Here is a 17387-nt window from a genome sequence, read left to right as displayed (position 1 = left end):
CGCGTGGCCGGGCGCCGCTTGGCGCTGGTACCATGATCGAACTCATTTTCGGGAGGCATTCATGCAATTCTCCGTCACCACCTCGACCCTCGACAAACCCCGCGCCGGCATCCGCGCCGCCGGGATCGCCCACAAGCGCAAGCCGGCCGCGGGCGCCACCGCCCTGGATGCCGCGCGCGATGGCGAGATCACCGCCCTGCTGAAGGCCGGCGAGATGGACGGCGAGGCCGGCAGCCGGCTGTTGCTGCCTACCGGTGGAGGCAAGGGTAACGCACTCCTGATCGGCCTGGGCGCGAAGAAAGACTTCGATGCCCGCGCCGCACGCAAGGCCGCGCAGACCCTGGCGGCCGCCCTGGTCGAACGCCCCGCCACCAGCGCGGTGATCGCGGTGGCGGACTTCCAGCCGCGCGGCAAGGACATCGCCTGGACGGTGCATACCCTGGTGGCGGCGATCTCGGATGCCGCCTACCGCTTCACCCCGTTCAAGGGCAAGGAGAAGACCACCCCGGTGAAGCTGGAGAAGATCCAGCTCAGCGTGGAGCGCGACGAGGCCGAGGCGGCGAAGCGCGCCTGCAGCGAGGCTGCGGCGATCGCCACCGGCGTCAATCGCGCCAAGGACCTGGGCAATACCCCGCCGAATGTCTGCTACCCGGAGAGCCTGGCCGACACCGCGCGCGAAATGGCGAAGCAGAACAAGAAGCTGAAGACCACGGTGCTGGACGAGAAGGACCTGGAGAAACTCGGCGCCGGCGCAATCCTGGCCGTAGGCAAGGGCTCCGAGCGCCCGCCGCGCCTAATCGCCATGGAATACTCCGGCGGCAACAAGGGCGACGCCCCGGTGGTCCTGGTCGGCAAGGGCATCACCTTCGACACCGGCGGCATCTCGCTCAAGCCCGGTGCCGAGATGGACGAGATGAAGTACGACATGTGTGGCGCGGCCAGCGTGTTCGGCGTGATCGAGGCCTGCTGCGAACTGGAACTGCCGATCAATGTGATCGGCGTGGTGACCAGCGCCGAGAACATGCCCGACGGCCGCGCGACCCGCCCCGGCGATATCATCACTACCCTGTCCGGGCAGACGGTGGAGATCCTGAACACCGACGCCGAGGGCCGCCTGGTCCTGGCCGACGCCCTGACCTGGGTCGAGCGCTACAAGCCGAAGGCGGTGATCGACATCGCCACCCTGACCGGTGCCTGCATCATCGCACTGGGGCACCAGGGCGCAGCCGTGCTCGGCAACAACGAGCGCCTGGCCAAGGGCCTGCTGGCCGCCGGCGAAGAGAGCGGGGATCGCGCCTGGCAGCTCCCGCTGTGGCCGGAGTACCAGGAACAGCTGAAGAGCAATTTCGCCGACATGGCCAACATCGGCGGGCGCCCGGCCGGCACCATCACCGCCGCCTGCTTCCTCTCGCGCTATACCGAGGACTACACCTGGGCGCATGTCGACATCGCCGGCGTGGCCTGGAAGAGCGGCAAGGAAAAGGGCGCGACCGGGCGCCCGGTGCCGATGCTGATGCGCTACCTGCTCGACCAGGCCTGATCGCGGTCCGGCGGGCATGACCCACGTCAGCTTCTACCTGCTCGATGACCCGGCCCCGGAGGCACGCCTGCGCTTCGTCTGCCGTCTGGCAAAGAAGGCCAGCGGGCAGGGACATCGAGTACATATCCATACCGGCTCGCCGGAGCTGACGCGCACCCTGGATGAATGGTTGTGGACCTTCGAGGACACGGCCTTTCTGCCGCACAGCACCGACGTGCGCGACACGGATGTCCCGGTCTCCCTGCACGAGGCGCATGCGCCGTCGGATCGTTGCGACGTGCTGATCAACCTCGCCCTCGAGGTCCCGGAGTACTGTGGACGTTTCGAACGGGTCGCCGATATCGTCGGTGGCGACGAGACGGGGCGCGAGGCCGGCCGTAGCCGCTACCGCTTCTTCAAGGAGCGCGGCTACCCGCTGGAACACCACAAGATCCAGTAACGACCGCGGGAGACGCCGATCCGACACGCGGCGGCGGGTCGGGGATCTCGCGCAGCCAGGCCTCCAGCTCGAACAGGGGCAATCCGACCACGTTGGTGTAGGAGCCCTCGATCCACTCGACAAAGGCGGCGCCGCGGCCCTGGATGGCGTAGGCACCGGCCTTGCCGCGCGGCTCGCCGGTCGCCCAGTAGGTCTCGATGTCGGCCGGGCTCAGCTCGCGCAGGCGTACCCGGGTCGTCACGTGACGGGCGCGCATGGCCTCGCCGGGGCGCCACAGGGCCATGCCGGACACGACCCGGTGCTCGCGCCCGGACAGCCGCCCGAGCATGGCGGCGGCGTCGGCGAAATCCGCGGGCTTGCCCAGTGCGTCGGCATCCACGGCGACCACGGTGTCGGCCGCCAGCACCCACTGGCCGGGCGCCAGGCGATCGCGCGCCGCCTCCGCCTTGGCGACGGCCAGGCGCTCGACCAGGGCCTCCGGCGTCTCGCCCGGCTGCGCACTCTCGTCCACGTCCATCGGCGCCACCTCGAAGGCAAGCTGGACCTGCTCCAGAAGCTCCCGCCGACGCGGCGAGGCGGAGGCGAGCAACAGCGGCGGCGTCAGGCTCATGCGGGACTCAGGCGCGGTGATAGGGGTGGTTGTTGAGCAGCGACCAGGCGCGGTAGAGCTGCTCGGCGACCAGCACCCGCACCAGCATGTGCGGGAAGGTCAGCGGCGACAACGACCAGGCCCACTCGGCGCGGGCGCGCACGGCCTCGTCCAGCCCGGCGGCCCCGCCAATCACCAGCGCGACGTCGCGACCGTCCGCTTGCCAGTCCTCCAGACGCTTGGCCACGCCCTTGGTGTCGACCGCCTTGCCGCGCTCATCCAGCAGGATCACGCGCGCACCCTCGGGGATCGCCTTCAGCAGGATCTCACCCTCGCGGCGCAGGAGCGTGGTGGTGTCCATCGACTTCGCGCCCGACGGACCCGCCAGCGCTTGCAGGTTCAGCTCCAGCTCGCGCGGCAGGCGCCCGGCGTATTCGGCGAAGCCCTCCGCCACCCAGTCGGGCATGCGTTTGCCGATTGCGATCAGGTCCAGACGCATCGGGCGAGGCCTCGCTCGGCGTTCAGCGCCGCAGGCGCCGGACCCGCTCCAGGCTGGGGTCCTCGGGGGCGGCCTTCTCGGTGTCCGCGGCCTCCTCCGCCATCCAGAGCTTCTCCAGGTTGTAGAAGTCGCGGGTCTCCGGGAGCATCACGTGAACGATGACATCGTTCAGGTCCACCAGCACCCACTCCTGGCTCTCCTGACCCTCGACTCCCAGCGGCGGGATACCGGCCTGCTTGGCCTCGGTGGCCACCGACTCGGCGGTGGACTGCACGTGACGCCCCGAGGTCCCGGAGGCGATCACCATGAAATCCGTCAGCGTGGTCTTGCCACGCACGTCGATGGTGCGGATGTTCTGTGCCTTCATGTCGTCCAGAGCGGTGGTCACCAGCTCCAGGAGTTGTTCGCTGTTCATTGTGTCGGTCATGTCCCGTGATTGCGGTTCGACCCGGCCCGGTACAGACCGTGGTCCTGGATGTAGCGATTGACGGCCCCGGGGAGCAGGAAGCGCGGGCTGCGCCCGGCCTGCAGCTCGTCCCGGATGGCGGTGGCGGAGATGTCGAGCTGGGTCACCGGCTGGAAGTAGACCAGCCCCCCGGGCGCCTTGCGCAGCGCCGCCGGGTCATGGGTCGCGGCGTTCCCCAGCCAGCCGCCCAGATCGTGGGAGGCCGGGCTGCCGGGGCGGTGCGAGACCACGATATGCGCCAGCTCGAAGATCTGCTGCCAGCGGTTCCACGATGGCAGCCCGGCGAAGGCGTCCATGCCCATGATCAGCACCAGCGGCGCGTCCGGCCCCAGCTCCTCGCGGAAACTGAGCAGGGTATCCACGGTGTAGGACGGCCCCTGACGATCCAGCTCGCGACGGTCGGCGACGAATCCCGGTACGTCCGCAATCGCCTGCTCCACCATCGCCAGGCGGTCGTCGCTGCCGGTTCCGGGGCTCGCACGATGCGGCGGTACGTGGCAGGGGATGAAATGCACGCGCTCCAACCCCAGGTGCTGCTGGATCTCCAGCGCCGGGCGCAGGTGGCCGAAGTGGATCGGGTCAAAGGTGCCACCAAGGATCCCGATCACGCGGGTATCGCCCCAGGGAGGCGCTGATTCAATCCCGCGTCTCCCTTAGCCACGTACATGGCCGTCGCCGAACACCACGTACTTGAGCGTGGTCAGCCCGTGCAGGCCCACCGGGCCCCGGGCATGCAACTTGTCGGTGGAGATGCCGATCTCCGCGCCCAGGCCGTACTCGAAGCCGTCGGCGAAGCGGGTGGAGGCATTCACCATGACCGAACTGGAGTCCACCGCGCGCAGGAAACGCCGGGCGCGGGTGTAGTCCTCGGTCACGATGCTGTCGGTATGGTGCGAGCCATAGGTATTGATGTGATCGATCGCCATGTCCAGGTCGTCGACCACGCGGATCGCGAGGATCGGCCCCAGGTATTCGGCCACCCAGTCGTCCTCGGTGGCCTCCGCGATGTCGGCCCCGCTCTCGGCGAGAATGGCCCGGGTACGCGCGCAGCCGCGCAGGCTGACCTGGTGCTCGCCCAGCGCGGCCGCCAGGCGCGGCAGGAAGGCCTCGGCCTGGTCCGCGTGCACCAGCAGCGTCTCCATGGTGTTGCAGGTCCCGTAGCGCTGGGTCTTCGCGTTCACCGCGACGGCCAGCGCCTTGTCGGCATCCGCGCCGCCGTCCACGTACACGTGGCAGACGCCGTCCAGGTGCTTGATCACCGGGATCTGCGACTCGTTGCTGACCCGTTCGATCAGCCCCTTGCCGCCGCGCGGGACGATCACATCGACGTACTGCGGCATGCGCAGCAGCGCCCCGACCGCCGCGCGGTCGGTGGTCGGCACCACCTGCACCGCCTCGCGCGGCAACCCCGCCTGCTCCAGCCCGGCCTGGATAATCGCAGCCAGGGCCTGATTGGAATGCAGCGACTCGGAGCCGCCACGCAGGATCGCCGCATTACCCGACTTCAGGCACAGCGCGGCGGCGTCGATGGTCACGTTCGGCCGCGACTCGTAGATGATCCCGATCACGCCCAGCGGCACGCGCATCTGGCCGACCTGGATACCGCTCGGCTGGTAGGCCATATCGGAGATCGTGCCCACCGGGTCGGGCAGCCCGGCTACCTGGCGGCAGCCCTCGATCATGGTATCGATGCGGGCATCGGTCAGCGCCAGGCGATCCAGCATCGCGGCGTCCAGGCCGCGCTCGCGCCCGGCCTCCAGGTCACGGCTGTTGGCCTCATTCAGCTCGGCGCGGCGCGCGGCGATGCCCTCGGCGATCGCATGCAGTGCAGCATTCTTCGCCCCCGGCTCGGCCTCGGCCATACGCCGCGATGCGGCGCGCGCAGCGCGGCCGAGCGCCTCGACCTGGGCGACCACGCCGCTGGTGGCGGCGGATTCAGTGGGGTTCACGGCAGCGTTCATGCAGTCAGACTCGTTGAGAATTCAGTGCGGGTTCGGGTCGGGTCAGCGGCCGCCCCGCCATACGGGCCACCAAGTCTAGCAACCCCTGCCGGGCATTGCCGTTTTCCTGACCCTTGATGACCCGATCCACGCGCGCGGCCTCGCCCAGCAGGCCCCGCGCCGCGCTCAGGTCCAGGCGCGACATTGCCTGGCGCAGGGCCTTCTGGCCGTCGCCAAAGCTGCCCTGGAACGCCTCGCGGTCGGGCGCACCGGCGGCCTTGCGCTCCATCGCCTGCACCAGCAGCCGGCACTCGCGCGCCAGCGCCCACAGGATCAGCGGCTCGGCCTGGCCCTCGTCCAGCAGTCCCTCCAGCATGCGCAGGGTGTGGCGGACATCACCGCGCAGCGCGGTCGGGGCCAGGGCAAACAGCTCGAAGCGGGCGGAATCCGTGGTGGCCTCCGCCAGCACGGTCTCGTCGATCTCGGTCACGCCGGCCAGTGCCAGCTTCTCGATCTCCTGGCGCGCGGCCAGCAGGTTGCCCTCCACCCGCGCGACCAGCAACGCCAGCGCCGGGTCGGTGATGCGCAGACCGTTCTTCTGCAGCCGCGCACGGATCCAGCTACCCAGCTGGGCCGGCGGCACCGGGCGCGCGTGGATCACCACCGCACGGTTCTCCAGGGCCTTGAACCAGGCCGCCCGCCGCATGTCGCGATCCGGCCGCGGCAACTGCAGCAGCAGAACCAGGTCAGCCTGCGGGTCGCCGGCGTAGGCCTTCAGGTGGTCGCCACCGGTCTTGCCCGGCTTGCCGGTCGCCAGGCGCACGTCCAGCACCGTGCGCTCGGCAAACAGCGACCGGTCGCGGATCGCGGCCTCGAACGGGCCCCAGTCCGATTGCGCGGTCAGGTCCAGCACCGTGCGCTCCAGGAAGCCCTGCTCGCGGGCGGCAGCGCGGATCGCATCGGCCGCCTCGATCGCCTGCAACGGCTCCTCGGCCAGCAACAGGTAGATCGGCGCGAGCCCGCGCGCCAGATCCTGCTCCAGGCGGGCGATATCCAGCGCCATTACGGGGCCGGGTCCTCCGCGGCTTCGCGCAGGCTGCCGTCCGGCTCGATCAGGGCGGCGATCCGGCGCTGCAGCTGGCTGACGATGTCGCGGTCCATCGCCTCGCGCAGGGTGGATTCGCGCTCGCCCCGGCTGAGCACCGCGGTGCCATCGAACAGATAGATGCGCGAGGCGCGCAGTGGCCCCAGGTCGACCGCCTCGCCGTCCACCGGGCGCAGGCGCGCGTCGACCGTGCGCACCAGTTCGTACTCGGACACCCGCGCGGCCTCGGTCACCGACAGCGTGCGGCGCTGATCGTTGACCGAACGGATCTCCAGGATCGCACCCTGACCCTCCGGGCGCTGGCGCACGACGTCCACGCCCGAGGAGCCCAAGGTCACGGCCAGTTCGCGGTACAGCGAGTCGCGCGCATTGATGCCCGTGATCTGCACCGGATTCAGTGTCTCCGGCCACTCGCTACTGCCACGCAGCTGAAAGCCGCAGGCGGCCAGCGCGGCCACCAGGACCAGTACCAGACCCGCGCGCAAAAGGGCGCTCATTGTGGCTTCACCACGAAGTTGACCAGACGGCCGGGAACGACGATCACCTTGATCACATCCTGCCCCTCGATATGGCGCTGCACGTTCTCGTCGTTGCGCGCAACGGTCTCGATCGCGTCCTTGTCGGCCCCGGACGGGACCGCGATCTCGGCACGGCGCTTGCCGTTCACCTGCACCGCCAGGGTCTCCTGCGCGGCCTGGCGTGCGGCCTCGTCGACCTGCGGCCATTGCGTGGCGGCCACCAGCTCGTCGTGACCCAGGGTCCGCCACAGCGTTTCGGTCACGTGCGGGATGATCGGGGCCAGCATGCGCACGATGCCCTCCAGCGCCTCCTGGCGCACGGCTGCGGCCCCGGCGGCGTCCTGCGGGAACTTGCCAAGGTCGTTCAGCAGTTCCATGTTCGCGGCCACCGCGGTGTTGAAGGTCTGGCGCCGGCCGATGTCGTCGGTGACCTTGGCGATGGTGTCGTGCAGCTTGCGTCGCAGCTCGCGCCCGGCATCGTCCAGCGCGTCCGTGTCCAGCGCCCCGGGCGACTCGCCGCCCACGTGCTCGTGGACCGCGCGCCACAGGCGCTTGATGAAGCGATGCGCGCCCTCCACGCCGGAGTCGGACCATTCCAGCGACAGGTCCGGGGGTGCGGCGAACATGGTGAACAGCCGCGCGGTATCCGCGCCGAAACGCTCAATCAGAGCCTGCGGGTCCACACCGTTGTTCTTCGACTTGGACATCTTCTCCATGCCGCCGACCACGACCGGCGCCCCGTCCTCGCGGTGGCGCGCGGCCTTCACCGAACCGTCCTCGGCGCGTTCCAGTTCGACGTCCGCCGGGTTGATCCAGTCCTTCCCGCCGTCACTGCGCTCGCGATAGAAGGTCGGTGCGATCACCATGCCCTGGGTCAGCAAGCGGGTGAACGGCTCGTCGGAGGCCAGCAGGCCCTCGTCGCGCAGCAGCTTGTGGAAGAAGCGTGCGTACAACAGGTGCAGCACGGCGTGCTCGATGCCGCCGACGTATTGATCCACCGGCAGCCAGTGGTCGGCGCGTGCATCCAGCATGGCTGTGCCGTTGTCGGCGCAGGCGTAGCGGGCGAAGTACCAGCTGGATTCGAAGAAGGTGTCGAAGGTGTCGGTCTCGCGCCGCGCCGGCTTCCCGCATTCCGGGCACGGGGTCTCGAAGAATTCGGGCATGCGCGCCAGCGGCGAGCCGGCGCCGTCCGGGATCACGTCCTCGGGCAGGCGCACCGGCAGATCCGCTTCCGGCACCGGCACGGCGCCACAGGCCTCGCAGTGGATCACCGGGATCGGGCAACCCCAGTAGCGCTGGCGCGAGATGCCCCAGTCGCGCAGGCGGTAGTTGCGCCGGCGCCGGCCCAGCCCGGCCTGCTCCAGGTGTTCGGCAATCGCGGCCTTGGCCGCCTCCGATGCCTGGCCGTCGAAATCACCGGAGTTCACGAGAACGCCGGCGTCGGTGAACGCGGCCTGCTGCACATCGACCGTGGCGCCGTCCGCCGGGGCGATCACCTGGCGGATCGGCAGACCATATTTCGTCGCGAACTCGTGGTCGCGCTCGTCGTGCGCCGGAACGGCCATCACCGCGCCGGTGCCGTATTCCATCAGCACGAAGTTGGCGACCCAGACCGGGACATCCTCGCCGGTCAGCGGGTGGCGAGCGGTGAAGCCCAGCGCGCGGCCCTTCTTCTCCATCGTGGCCAGGTCCGCCTCGGCCACCCCGCCCTGCGCGCAATCCGCGACGAACGCGGCCAGCTCGGCGTCCTGCTCCGCCAGCGCCTGCACCCGTGGGTGCTCCGGCGCCAGCGCCATGTAGGACACACCGAACAGGGTATCCGGGCGCGTGGTGTAGACGGCCAGCGCCTCGCCACCGTCCACCGCGAACTCGAGCTCCACGCCCTCGGAACGCCCGATCCAGTTGCGCTGCATGGTGCGCACCTGGTCCGGCCAGCCGTCGAGGTCATCCAGGGCCTCCAGCAGTTCGTCGGCGTAGTCGGTAATCCGCAGGAACCACTGCGGCATCTCGCGGCGCTCGACGACCGCCCCGGAGCGCCAGCCACGGCCCTCGATCACCTGTTCGTTGGCGAGCACCGTCTGGTCCACCGGGTCCCAGTTCACGGTCGCCTTCTTGCGATAGACCAGGCCTTTCTTCAGCAGGCGCACGAACAGCCACTGTTCCCAGCGGTAGTAATCGGCGTCGCAGGTGGCGAACTCGCGCGACCAGTCGTAGGCAAAGCCCAGGCGCTTGAGCTGGGTGCGCATCTGCTCGATGTTCTGGCGAGTCCAGGCCGCCGGCGGCACGTGGTTCTGCATCGCCGCGTTCTCGGCCGGCAAGCCAAAGGCGTCCCAGCCCATCGGCTGCAGCACGCTGCGCCCCTGCATGCGCTGGAAGCGCGCGATCACGTCGCCGATGGTGTAGTTGCGCACATGCCCCATGTGCAGCTTGCCCGAGGGGTACGGGAACATGGACAGGCAGTAGAACGGCTCGCCGGCGGCATCCTCGCGCGCCCGGAAGCAGTCGGCCTCCTCCCACTGGCGCTGCACCTGCGCCTCGATCATCTCCGGGGAATACTGCTCCTGCATGTGGCCCACCTGCCCTGTGTGTTCGCGTGAAACAAAGAACTGCGCAGAATACCAGTCGCCCCCACCCCCTCCAAGCGGCTGGGAAACCGCCCGGCCACCCCTCGCCACACGTCTTCGATGTGATATCCGTCACGCAACGCCGGGAACAGCACCCCTACCTGACTGCCACAAGACCTACATTCAAAGAAAGCGGTTGGCAGAACGTTCTCAGGAGGCAGGTTATGAGTGAAGAGAAAGACGTGGTCCCCATGCTGCAGCGCGCCTATCCCGAGGACTTGGGGGAAACGGTCCCCGAACACACGCCGGAGACGGATTCCCCGGCCATCCGCGAGGTCGCGACGGAGGACCTGGGCACCTGGCTCGGCAAGGGCTGGCGAGACCTCTGGCAGATGCCAGTGGCCCTGGTGCACGGCCTGGTGATCACCCTGGCCGCGCTGATCCTGCTGGGCCTGTCCTGGAATCAGCCGTGGATGGCCTTCTCGCTTCTGGCCGGCATCCTGCTCCTCGGACCCGTACTCGCCGTCGGTGTGAACTACCTCGCGCTGCAGAAAGAGCGCGGCGAACCGGGCGGTTCCGGTCTCGGCTGGCTGGGGCCGATGGGTGGCTCGATCTGGGCCTTTGCCGCGCTTCTGGCCATCCTGTTCGTGATCTGGGCCAGCTTTGTCTGGATGTGGATCGCGGTGCTTAACATCGGCGAAATCGCGGTCATGGGACAGTTGCACCACCTGGTGGGCGCGATGCTCAGCAGCGGTGCCGGCATCATCTCGCTGGTCGGGGTGGTGGTGGCCGCCATCGTGTTCGGCCTCGCGGTATTCGCCCTCAGCCTGGTCACGATCCCGGCCCTGCTGGATCACCGGATCCGCGATGACGCCCCGCAAAAGAGCCTGATCGAATCGATCGGGGTCAGCCTGAAGGCCTTCAGTCACAACCCGGGTACGCTGATCCTGTGGGGCCTGATCATCACCGCGCTGTTCATGGTTTCGGTGGCGACCGCCCTGCTGGCCCTGATCGTGATCTTCCCCTGGCTGGGCTTTGCCATGTGGCACGCCTACCGGGATCTGGTCCCAATGCCCTGAACCCCCGCAATCCCGGCAGCGGCTCCGATACTCCCGAGGAAACACGGCCCGATTCACGCACCCGGAGCGCCCCTGCTCCGGGTGCGTGCGCTCGTGCTAACGTTGAACCTTGGGGAGACGGCGTCACAGGCCGCCCCTGAAAACCGAGACCTGCAACCGCGAAGGATAGGCCGATGAGCGAGGAACGGAAGGAACAGGATGAGCAGCGCGAATCGCGCCTGAGCGATGCGTACCACCGCATGCTGAACGAGGTCACCGAGGATCTCGAAAAGCTGGAGGACAAGACCAGCAAGGCGATCACCGAGGCTCTGGAGAACGCCCGCGACCGCGTGCAGCAGGCCAGTGACCTGACCCGCGAAGAGGCTCACGAGGTGATGGATTACCTGCGCCGCGACCTGCAGGATCTGGGCGCCTACCTCGACAACCGCAGCTCCGACTGGCGTGGCTGGCTACAGATCGATCTGGGTCTGATCGAGGCCAGCATCAAGAACGCCCTGGAACGCATCGCCGACCGCACCCGGGTCGAGATCACCGAACTGACCGCGCGCGCCCAGGTGATGGGCGAGTGGCACACCGGCGAGATCACCGGCCCCGGCGAATTGCTCTGCAAGCAATGCGGCCATCCCGTGCACATGACGAAGGTCGGCCGCATCCCGCCGTGCTCCAACTGCCACAACACGACGTTCCGTCGCGGCCCCGGCGGGACCGAGGCCGAATAACCCGTCAGCGTCGGCGGCGACGGCCGACCGCGGCACCGGCAACCACCAGCACCAGCGCGGCCAGCACGGCCGGCCCCGCCCCGGTGGCGGTTGCCGGCGTCACGCCGTGGCGAGGCTGCAGCGTGCCCGTGACTACCTCGCGGGTGAAGATCCCCGAACGCTCGAGTATCCGGCCATCGGCATCAATCAGGGCCGAGATGCCGGTATTGGTTGCCCGGATCATCGGGCGCCCGGTCTCCACCGCCCGTACCCGGGCAATCTGCAGATGCTGGGCCGGGGCGAGGCTGTCGCCAAACCAGGCGTCGTTGGAGACGTTTACCAGGAACCCGGCCTCTGGCAGCGCGGCGCGGATGTGGCGCGAATATGCCGCTTCGTAGCAGATGCTGACCCCGGCGGTCTGACCGGCCACCCGCATGCGCCCGTCGCCGGTACCCGGGGAAAGGTCGGACATCGGGATCGCCAGCAACCGGTCCAGCCAGTCGAGCTGGCCGCGCAACGGGATGTACTCGCCGAAGGGGACCAGCTGGCGCTTGTTGTAGCCGGCCCCGGTGGTCACGTTGACCACCGAGTTGTACACATGGCGTCCGGCCGACGCATGGTCGAAGACCCCAGTCACCAGTTCGCTGTCATGCTCCGCCAGCGACTGGGCGAGCTGCCCGAGTGGCTGCTGGACCTCGACATAGAACGCGGGGATCGCGGTCTCCGGCCAGACCACCAGGTCCACCTCACCCGCCTCGCGGGTCAGTTCCTCGTAGACCCCCAGCGAATACTCGATGCCATCGGCATCCCACTTGCGCGCCTGATCGATGTTGCCCTGGACCATGGCCACCGAGATCGTCTCGCCGCCCGGCTCCACCCAGCGCGCGAGCCCCAGCGACAATGAGGCGATCACCAGGGCCCCCACCAGGCCCGCGCCCAGCCAGCGCTGCCGGGTCAGAAACACCAGGACCAGCGCCACGGCCAGCAGGGCTACCACCAGCCCCGCCCCCAGCTCGCCGACCAGTGGCAACCAGGGCTGTAGCGGCGTGTCGAGCACGGTGTGGCCGAACAGCAGCCAGGGGAAGCCGGAGAACAGCCAGGAACGCGCCAGCTCCATCAGCACCAGGCCACCGGCCAGCGCCAGCAAGCCGGCCGGACGCCCCAGTGGCAGGAAGCGCGCCGCCAATCCGGCCAGCAACGCCGGATAGCCCGCCAGGGCCAGTACGAATAGCACGGTAATCAGCGAGGCGACCACCAGTGGCGCCTGCCCGAACACCAACAGGCTATTGAAGATCCAGCTCACCCCCATCCCGAAGAATCCGAGGCCGAAGGCATAGCCCGTCCACGCGGCGCGGCGCGGTCGGGCACCCGGCAACAGGGCGAACCACACGGCCAGGGCCAACGGGGCGGCTAGGAACCAGCCAACCGGGGCAAAGGCCAGGGTTGCACCCGCCCCAGCCAGCAGGGCAACGAGCCCGGAAGCCCAGAGCGGCAGGCGTTCGACAAGGGTCTGCATGCCGATCAGGGGATGTGGCGGTCGTCCGGCTCCCGGGCCGGACCATCGAACGGCTGCGAGCCTTCACCGGTGGCAGCCTGCATGTCCGGCTCCGGCAGGCGCATCTCCAGCAGGTGCAGGCGCCGATTGTCGGCGCGCAGGACGCGGAACTGCATGCCATCCACGACGATCTGTTCGCCACGGCGCGGGACATGCCCGAAATGCGACAGCACCAGGCCACCGATGGTGTCGAAGTCGTCCTCGCTGTAGGCGGTCTGGAAGTAGGCGTTGAACTCCTCCATCGGGGTCAGCGCCTTGATGGTGTAACGCCCGCCGGGGTGCTGCATGATCTGGGTCAGGTAGTCCTCGACATCGTGCTCGTCCTCGATCTCGCCGACGATCTGCTCCAGAACGTCCTCGATAGTCACCAGGCCGGCCACGCCGCCATACTCGTCCACCACGATCGCCATGTGGTTGCGGCTCAGGCGAAATTCCTTCAGCAACACGTTCAGACGCTTGCTCTCCGGCACGAACACCGCCGGGCGCAGGATCTCCTGCATATCGAAGGCGGCATCGTCCGGCTCGCCAAAGAAGCGCAGCAGGTCCTTGGCGAGCAGGACGCCGACCACTTCGTCGCGGTGATCCCCCACCACCGGCAGGCGCGAATGCGCGGAAGCGACCACGTCCGGGAGGAACTCGGAAAGCCCGGCGTCGCGGCGCACGACTTCCATCTGCGCGCGCGGGATCATGATGTCGCGCACCTGCATGTCCGCGACGTTGAGCACCCCCTCCAGCATGGTCAGGGCCTCGGGATCGACCAGCTCGCGGGCGTGGGCACCGCGCAGGCACTCGATCAGCTCGTGTCGGGTCGCCGGCTCGCGGCGCGGGCGCAGGATCTCGCCGGCGCGGATCAGCCAGCGCCGCCAGATCGGTTGTTCGTCGGGTTCGGGTTCAGGCATCGGGGGCGGTTCCGGCAGGATGCGGCGACAGGACGCGGGCCGGAGGGTCGGCATCGTAGGGATTGGGATAGCCTAACCCGGCCAGGATCGAGGACTCAATTGCCTCCATCCGCGCGGCCTCGTCCGGCGTCTGGTGATCCATGCCCTGCAGGTGCAACATCCCGTGCACCACCATGTGGTGGTAATGGGCCGCCAGCGTCTTGCCCTGTTCCGCCGCCTCGCGCGCCAGCACCGGCACGCACAGGACGATATCACCGAGATAGGCGCTCGCCTCGGGGGGCAAGCCCGGCGGCAGCGCCGGCGCCGGGAATGACAGCACATTGGTCGCGTAGTCGCGTCCCCGGAAGGTGTGATTCAGCGACTGGCCCTCCTCGGCCTCCACCAGGCGCAGAGTGACTGTGGCCGCGCCCGCCCCGCGCCAGGCGGCGCGGGCCGCCCGGTGCAAGGTGGTGGGGCCGGGCAGACCGGCACGCGGAACAGCGTATTGCACCGCGATTTCAAGCGCCATCGGCACTCCGCCCGGAACCAAGCTCCGACTCCCCAGCCGGCTTGCCAGACGCATGGTCGTGGGCCTCGTAGGCCTCGACGATGCGCTGCACCAGCGGGTGGCGCACCACGTCACCGGCCTGGAAACGGGTGATATGCACCCCCTCCACGCCCTGCAGGATCTGCATCGCGTGTTTGAGGCCCGACCCCTGCCCCCGCGGCAGGTCCACCTGGGTGATGTCGCCGTTGACCACCGCAGTCGAGCCGAAGCCGATGCGGGTCAGGAACATCTTCATCTGCTCGAGGGTGGTGTTCTGCGCCTCGTCGAGGATGATGAAGGCCTCGTTCAGGGTGCGCCCGCGCATGTAGGCCAGCGGCGCGACTTCGATCACCTGGCGTTCCATCAAGCGTGCGGTCTGATCGAAGCCCATCAGTTCGTACAGGGCGTCGTACATCGGCCGCAGGTAAGGATCGATCTTCTGCGCCAGATCGCCGGGCAAAAAGCCCAGGCGCTCGCCGGCCTCCACCGCCGGACGCACGAGCACCAGGCGCTGCACGCGGTCCTGCTCCAGAGCGGCGACCGCGGCGGCCACCGCAAGGTAGGTCTTGCCGGTCCCGGCCGGGCCGATGCCAAAACTGAGATCGTGCCGCGCGATCGCGGACAGGTATTTCGCCTGACGCGGGCCGCGACCACGGATCACCACGCGTTTGAGGCGCAACGTGGGATCGTCGCCCGTGCCCTCGGGCTCCGCCAGCCCCTCAACATGGGCGGTCTGCAGCGCGGTATGCACCTGCTCCAGGCTGACCGGTTCTTCCTGCGCCATCCGGTGCAGGTCGTGGATCAAGGCCCCGGCCGCCTTCACGGCACCGCCCGGCCCGGTGAGATTGAAGCGCGGCCCGCGATTGTGCACGGCCACGCCCAGGCGCGACTCGATCAGGCGCAGGTGGGCATCCAGCGGCCCGGAGATCCGCGCGAGCGTCTCCTGGTCACCAGGCTCCAGGGTGAAATCCAGACGATTGGCCATGCGTCGGTTTCCCTAGGCGCCGACGGCGGCGGGCATCGCCCGCTCCACCGTGCGCCCGCGCAGGGAATGTGCCAGGGCCTCGGTAATCTCGACCGGGATCAACTGCCCGATCAGGCCGGGGTCCCCGGCGAAGTTGACGATGCGGTTGTTCGCCGTGCGCGCGGCCAGTTCGCCGGGGTTGCGCTTGGCCGGACCTTCCACCAGCACCGGCTCGACGTTGCCCACCATGGACTCGTTTCGCGCACGGCCGTTCTGCTCGATCAGGGCCTGCAACTCGGCCAGACGGGCCTTCTTGGTCGCCATCGGCACGTCATCCGGCAGCGATGCGGCCGGGGTGCCCGGACGCGCGCTGTAAATAAAGCTGAAGGAGAAATCAAAATGCAGCTCCTCGATCAGCTTCATCGTCGCGGCGTGGTCGGCGTCGGTCTCGCCGGGGAAGCCGACGATGAAGTCCGAGGAGAGATCCAGGTCCGGGCGCGCCTCGCGCAGGCGGCGGATCTTGGACTTGTATTCCAGGATCGTGTGGCCGCGTTTCATCTGCGCCAGGATGCGGTCGGAGCCGCTTTGCACCGGCAGGTGCAGGTGACTGACCAGCTTCGGTTCGTCGGCAAAGGCCTGGATCAGTGAATCGGAAAACTCCACCGGGTGCGAGGTGGTGAAGCGGATGCGCTCGATCCCGTCGACCGCCGCGACATAGTGGATCAGCAGGGCCAGGTCCGCAGTGTCGCCGTCATCCATCGGCCCGCGGTAGGCATTCACGTTCTGCCCCAGCAGGTTGATCTCCCTGACCCCCTGCGCGGCCAGCGCGGCCACCTCGGCAATCACGTCGTCGAACGGGCGGCTGATCTCGTCGCCGCGCGTGTAGGGCACCACGCAGAAGCTGCAGTACTTGGAGCAGCCTTCCATCACCGAGACGAACGCACTCGGACCGTCGGCCTTCGGCTCCGGCAGGCGGTCGAATTTCTCGATCTCGGGGAAGGAGATATCCACCACCGGGGCGCGCTCACGGCGCACCGACTGGATCATGGCCGGCAGGCGATGCAGGGTCTGCGGGCCGAACACCAGATCCACGTACGGGGCCCGGGCGCGCAGGGCATCGCCCTCCTGACTGGCAACACAACCGCCCACACCGATGATCACCTCCGGCCGGCGTTCCTTGATCTGCCGCCAGCGCCCCAGTAGCGAGAAGACCTTCTCCTGCGCCTTCTCGCGAATGGAGCAGGTGTTCATCAGCAGCAGGTCGGCCTGCTCCGGATCATCGGTACGCTCCGCCCCGTGCAGCTCACGCAGTGCGTCGAGCATGCGATCGGAGTCGTACTCGTTCATCTGACAGCCGTGCGTCTGGATGTAGACCTTGCGGATCATGCTCTCGGTACTTCGCTAGTGGGTGAACAGTGGCTTATGTGTTTTCTAAAACGGGACGTCGTCGTCATCGAAGCCGCCGCCGGAGGCCGGCGCGTTGCTGCGGTTGCCGCCTTGCTGGCCACCGCCGCCGTAGGCATTGCCGCCGCCATAACCCGGGTCCTGGTCGAAACCGCCACCACCGCCGCCACTGCCACCGCGACCGCCGATCAGCTGCATCTCGTTGGCCACGACCTCGGTGCTGTAACGATCATTACCGGATTGGTCCTGCCATTTGCGGGTCTGGATCTTGCCTTCGACATAGACCTGCGAGCCCTTGGACAGGTACTGCGCGGCGATATCCGCCAGGCGCCCGAACATCACCACCCGGTGCCATTCGGTGTTTTCGCGCTTCTCGCCGGAGTTCTTGTCGGTCCACTGCTCCGACGTCGCCAGACGCAGATTGGTGACGGTAACCCCGTTCGGGGTCTCGCGCTTTTCCGGGTCAGCCCCGAGGTTGCCGAGCAGGATGACTTTGTTGACGCCGCGGGCCATGGGGCCTCCTTGTGTCCAGCATGGAGAAACAGATTCGATAGTGTAGCAGCCCACCCCGGCCGCGACAGTGCACCGGTCCGGGATGTGGA

18 protein-coding genes are annotated in these 17387 nt (G+C 68.4%); 4 read left to right on the top strand and 14 right to left on the bottom strand.

The features are described from left to right. The first annotated feature begins 61 nt into the window (after positions 1-61). Entirely contained in the window at positions 62-1540 is a 1479-nt protein-coding gene (locus TVD_RS02585; protein ID WP_018938789.1) for a leucyl aminopeptidase, read from the top strand. 16 nt (positions 1541-1556) lie between these two features. Beyond that, positions 1557-1979 carry a DNA polymerase III subunit chi gene (locus tag TVD_RS02580; protein ID WP_047250728.1) on the top strand — a complete coding sequence of 141 codons (423 nt, stop codon included), beginning with the start codon at positions 1557-1559 and terminating at the stop codon, positions 1977-1979. Here TVD_RS02580 and TVD_RS02575 read toward each other — a convergent pair. The 8 genes from TVD_RS02575 to leuS are packed head-to-tail and all read right to left on the bottom strand — an operon-like array spanning position 1936 to position 9663. Continuing rightward, positions 1936-2589, bottom strand: a complete 654-nt coding sequence (locus TVD_RS02575; protein ID WP_047250727.1) for a Maf family protein — start codon at positions 2587-2589, stop codon at positions 1936-1938. The two genes, TVD_RS02580 and TVD_RS02575, sit on opposite strands and share 44 nt — an antisense overlap. 7 nt (positions 2590-2596) lie before the next feature. Further along, positions 2597-3067 (bottom strand): 23S rRNA (pseudouridine(1915)-N(3))-methyltransferase RlmH, encoded by a 471-nt coding sequence (gene rlmH, locus TVD_RS02570; protein ID WP_018176977.1) that lies wholly within the window; start codon positions 3065-3067, stop codon positions 2597-2599. A gap of 22 nt (positions 3068-3089) precedes the next feature. Beyond that, a complete protein-coding gene (gene rsfS, locus TVD_RS02565; RefSeq protein WP_018146421.1) occupies positions 3090-3482 on the bottom strand; it encodes a ribosome silencing factor in 393 nt (130 codons plus the stop codon). 8 nt (positions 3483-3490) lie between these two features. Continuing rightward, a complete protein-coding gene (gene nadD, locus TVD_RS02560) occupies positions 3491-4141 on the bottom strand; it encodes a nicotinate-nucleotide adenylyltransferase (protein WP_018168190.1) in 651 nt (216 codons plus the stop codon). Between the two features lie 45 nt (positions 4142-4186). Beyond that, complete coding sequence (locus tag TVD_RS02555; RefSeq protein WP_019571870.1) at positions 4187-5494, bottom strand: glutamate-5-semialdehyde dehydrogenase; 1308 nt, start codon at positions 5492-5494, stop codon at positions 4187-4189. A 4-nt stretch (positions 5495-5498) separates the two neighbouring features. Beyond that, positions 5499-6536, bottom strand: a complete 1038-nt coding sequence (holA, locus tag TVD_RS02550; protein ID WP_047250726.1) for a DNA polymerase III subunit delta — start codon at positions 6534-6536, stop codon at positions 5499-5501. Further along, entirely contained in the window at positions 6536-7075 is a 540-nt protein-coding gene (locus TVD_RS02545; RefSeq protein ID WP_047250725.1) for an LPS-assembly lipoprotein LptE, read from the bottom strand. The genes holA and TVD_RS02545 overlap by 1 nt, the downstream gene beginning before the upstream one ends. Beyond that, positions 7072-9663: a leucine--tRNA ligase gene (leuS, locus tag TVD_RS02540; RefSeq protein ID WP_047250724.1), complete on the bottom strand. Its 2592-nt coding sequence runs from the start codon at positions 9661-9663 to the stop codon at positions 7072-7074. The genes TVD_RS02545 and leuS overlap by 4 nt, the downstream gene beginning before the upstream one ends. Positions 9664-9884: 221 nt before the next feature. Between leuS and TVD_RS02535 the strand changes: the two genes are divergently transcribed. Then, entirely contained in the window at positions 9885-10739 is an 855-nt protein-coding gene (locus TVD_RS02535) for a DUF2189 domain-containing protein (RefSeq protein WP_019568433.1), read from the top strand. Between the two features lie 173 nt (positions 10740-10912). Then, a complete protein-coding gene (locus TVD_RS02530; RefSeq protein WP_019568434.1) occupies positions 10913-11458 on the top strand; it encodes a zinc ribbon-containing protein in 546 nt (181 codons plus the stop codon). A 4-nt stretch (positions 11459-11462) separates the two neighbouring features. Here the strand turns inward: TVD_RS02530 and lnt are convergent, their stop codons facing one another. The 6 genes from lnt to ssb are packed head-to-tail and all read right to left on the bottom strand — an operon-like array spanning position 11463 to position 17298. Next, positions 11463-12953, bottom strand: coding sequence for an apolipoprotein N-acyltransferase (lnt, locus tag TVD_RS02525; RefSeq protein WP_047250723.1), 1491 nt, complete (start codon positions 12951-12953; stop codon positions 11463-11465). Between the two features lie 5 nt (positions 12954-12958). Beyond that, positions 12959-13891: an HlyC/CorC family transporter gene (locus tag TVD_RS02520; RefSeq protein ID WP_018176983.1), complete on the bottom strand. Its 933-nt coding sequence runs from the start codon at positions 13889-13891 to the stop codon at positions 12959-12961. Continuing rightward, positions 13884-14399, bottom strand: coding sequence for an rRNA maturation RNase YbeY (gene ybeY, locus TVD_RS02515; RefSeq protein ID WP_018952077.1), 516 nt, complete (start codon positions 14397-14399; stop codon positions 13884-13886). The genes TVD_RS02520 and ybeY overlap by 8 nt, the downstream gene beginning before the upstream one ends. Further along, positions 14389-15402 carry a PhoH family protein gene (locus TVD_RS02510; RefSeq protein ID WP_047250722.1) on the bottom strand — a complete coding sequence of 338 codons (1014 nt, stop codon included), beginning with the start codon at positions 15400-15402 and terminating at the stop codon, positions 14389-14391. The genes ybeY and TVD_RS02510 overlap by 11 nt, the downstream gene beginning before the upstream one ends. A gap of 12 nt (positions 15403-15414) precedes the next feature. Next, positions 15415-16767, bottom strand: a complete 1353-nt coding sequence (gene miaB, locus TVD_RS02505) for a tRNA (N6-isopentenyl adenosine(37)-C2)-methylthiotransferase MiaB (RefSeq protein WP_047250721.1) — start codon at positions 16765-16767, stop codon at positions 15415-15417. A 45-nt stretch (positions 16768-16812) separates the two neighbouring features. Beyond that, a complete protein-coding gene (gene ssb / locus TVD_RS02500; protein ID WP_018146435.1) occupies positions 16813-17298 on the bottom strand; it encodes a single-stranded DNA-binding protein in 486 nt (161 codons plus the stop codon). Between the last annotated feature and the right edge of the window lie 89 nt (positions 17299-17387).

This window comes from Thioalkalivibrio versutus, assembly GCF_001020955.1.
In the GTDB taxonomy this organism is placed as follows: domain Bacteria; phylum Pseudomonadota; class Gammaproteobacteria; order Ectothiorhodospirales; family Ectothiorhodospiraceae; genus Thioalkalivibrio; species Thioalkalivibrio versutus.
This window is presented reverse-complemented; position numbering and strand designations above follow the sequence as displayed.

What these genes read in the sequence shown, in the direction of transcription:
- TVD_RS02585 (WP_018938789.1), top strand. Translation starts at nt 62, where the DNA reads ATGCAATTCTCCGTCACCACCTCGACCCTCGACAAACCCCGCGCCGGC.
- TVD_RS02580 (WP_047250728.1), top strand. Translation starts at nt 1,557, where the DNA reads ATGACCCACGTCAGCTTCTACCTGCTCGATGACCCGGCCCCGGAGGCA.
- TVD_RS02575 (WP_047250727.1), bottom strand. Translation starts at nt 2,589, where the DNA reads ATGAGCCTGACGCCGCCGCTGTTGCTCGCCTCCGCCTCGCCGCGTCGG.
- rlmH (WP_018176977.1), bottom strand. Translation starts at nt 3,067, where the DNA reads ATGCGTCTGGACCTGATCGCAATCGGCAAACGCATGCCCGACTGGGTG.
- rsfS (WP_018146421.1), bottom strand. Translation starts at nt 3,482, where the DNA reads ATGAACAGCGAACAACTCCTGGAGCTGGTGACCACCGCTCTGGACGAC.
- TVD_RS02555 (WP_019571870.1), bottom strand. Translation starts at nt 5,494, where the DNA reads ATGAACGCTGCCGTGAACCCCACTGAATCCGCCGCCACCAGCGGCGTG.
- holA (WP_047250726.1), bottom strand. Translation starts at nt 6,536, where the DNA reads ATGGCGCTGGATATCGCCCGCCTGGAGCAGGATCTGGCGCGCGGGCTC.
- TVD_RS02545 (WP_047250725.1), bottom strand. Translation starts at nt 7,075, where the DNA reads ATGAGCGCCCTTTTGCGCGCGGGTCTGGTACTGGTCCTGGTGGCCGCG.
- leuS (WP_047250724.1), bottom strand. Translation starts at nt 9,663, where the DNA reads ATGCAGGAGCAGTATTCCCCGGAGATGATCGAGGCGCAGGTGCAGCGC.
- TVD_RS02535 (WP_019568433.1), top strand. Translation starts at nt 9,885, where the DNA reads ATGAGTGAAGAGAAAGACGTGGTCCCCATGCTGCAGCGCGCCTATCCC.
- TVD_RS02530 (WP_019568434.1), top strand. Translation starts at nt 10,913, where the DNA reads ATGAGCGAGGAACGGAAGGAACAGGATGAGCAGCGCGAATCGCGCCTG.
- lnt (WP_047250723.1), bottom strand. Translation starts at nt 12,953, where the DNA reads ATGCAGACCCTTGTCGAACGCCTGCCGCTCTGGGCTTCCGGGCTCGTT.
- TVD_RS02520 (WP_018176983.1), bottom strand. Translation starts at nt 13,891, where the DNA reads ATGCCTGAACCCGAACCCGACGAACAACCGATCTGGCGGCGCTGGCTG.
- ybeY (WP_018952077.1), bottom strand. Translation starts at nt 14,399, where the DNA reads ATGGCGCTTGAAATCGCGGTGCAATACGCTGTTCCGCGTGCCGGTCTG.
- TVD_RS02510 (WP_047250722.1), bottom strand. Translation starts at nt 15,402, where the DNA reads ATGGCCAATCGTCTGGATTTCACCCTGGAGCCTGGTGACCAGGAGACG.
- miaB (WP_047250721.1), bottom strand. Translation starts at nt 16,767, where the DNA reads ATGATCCGCAAGGTCTACATCCAGACGCACGGCTGTCAGATGAACGAG.
- ssb (WP_018146435.1), bottom strand. Translation starts at nt 17,298, where the DNA reads ATGGCCCGCGGCGTCAACAAAGTCATCCTGCTCGGCAACCTCGGGGCT.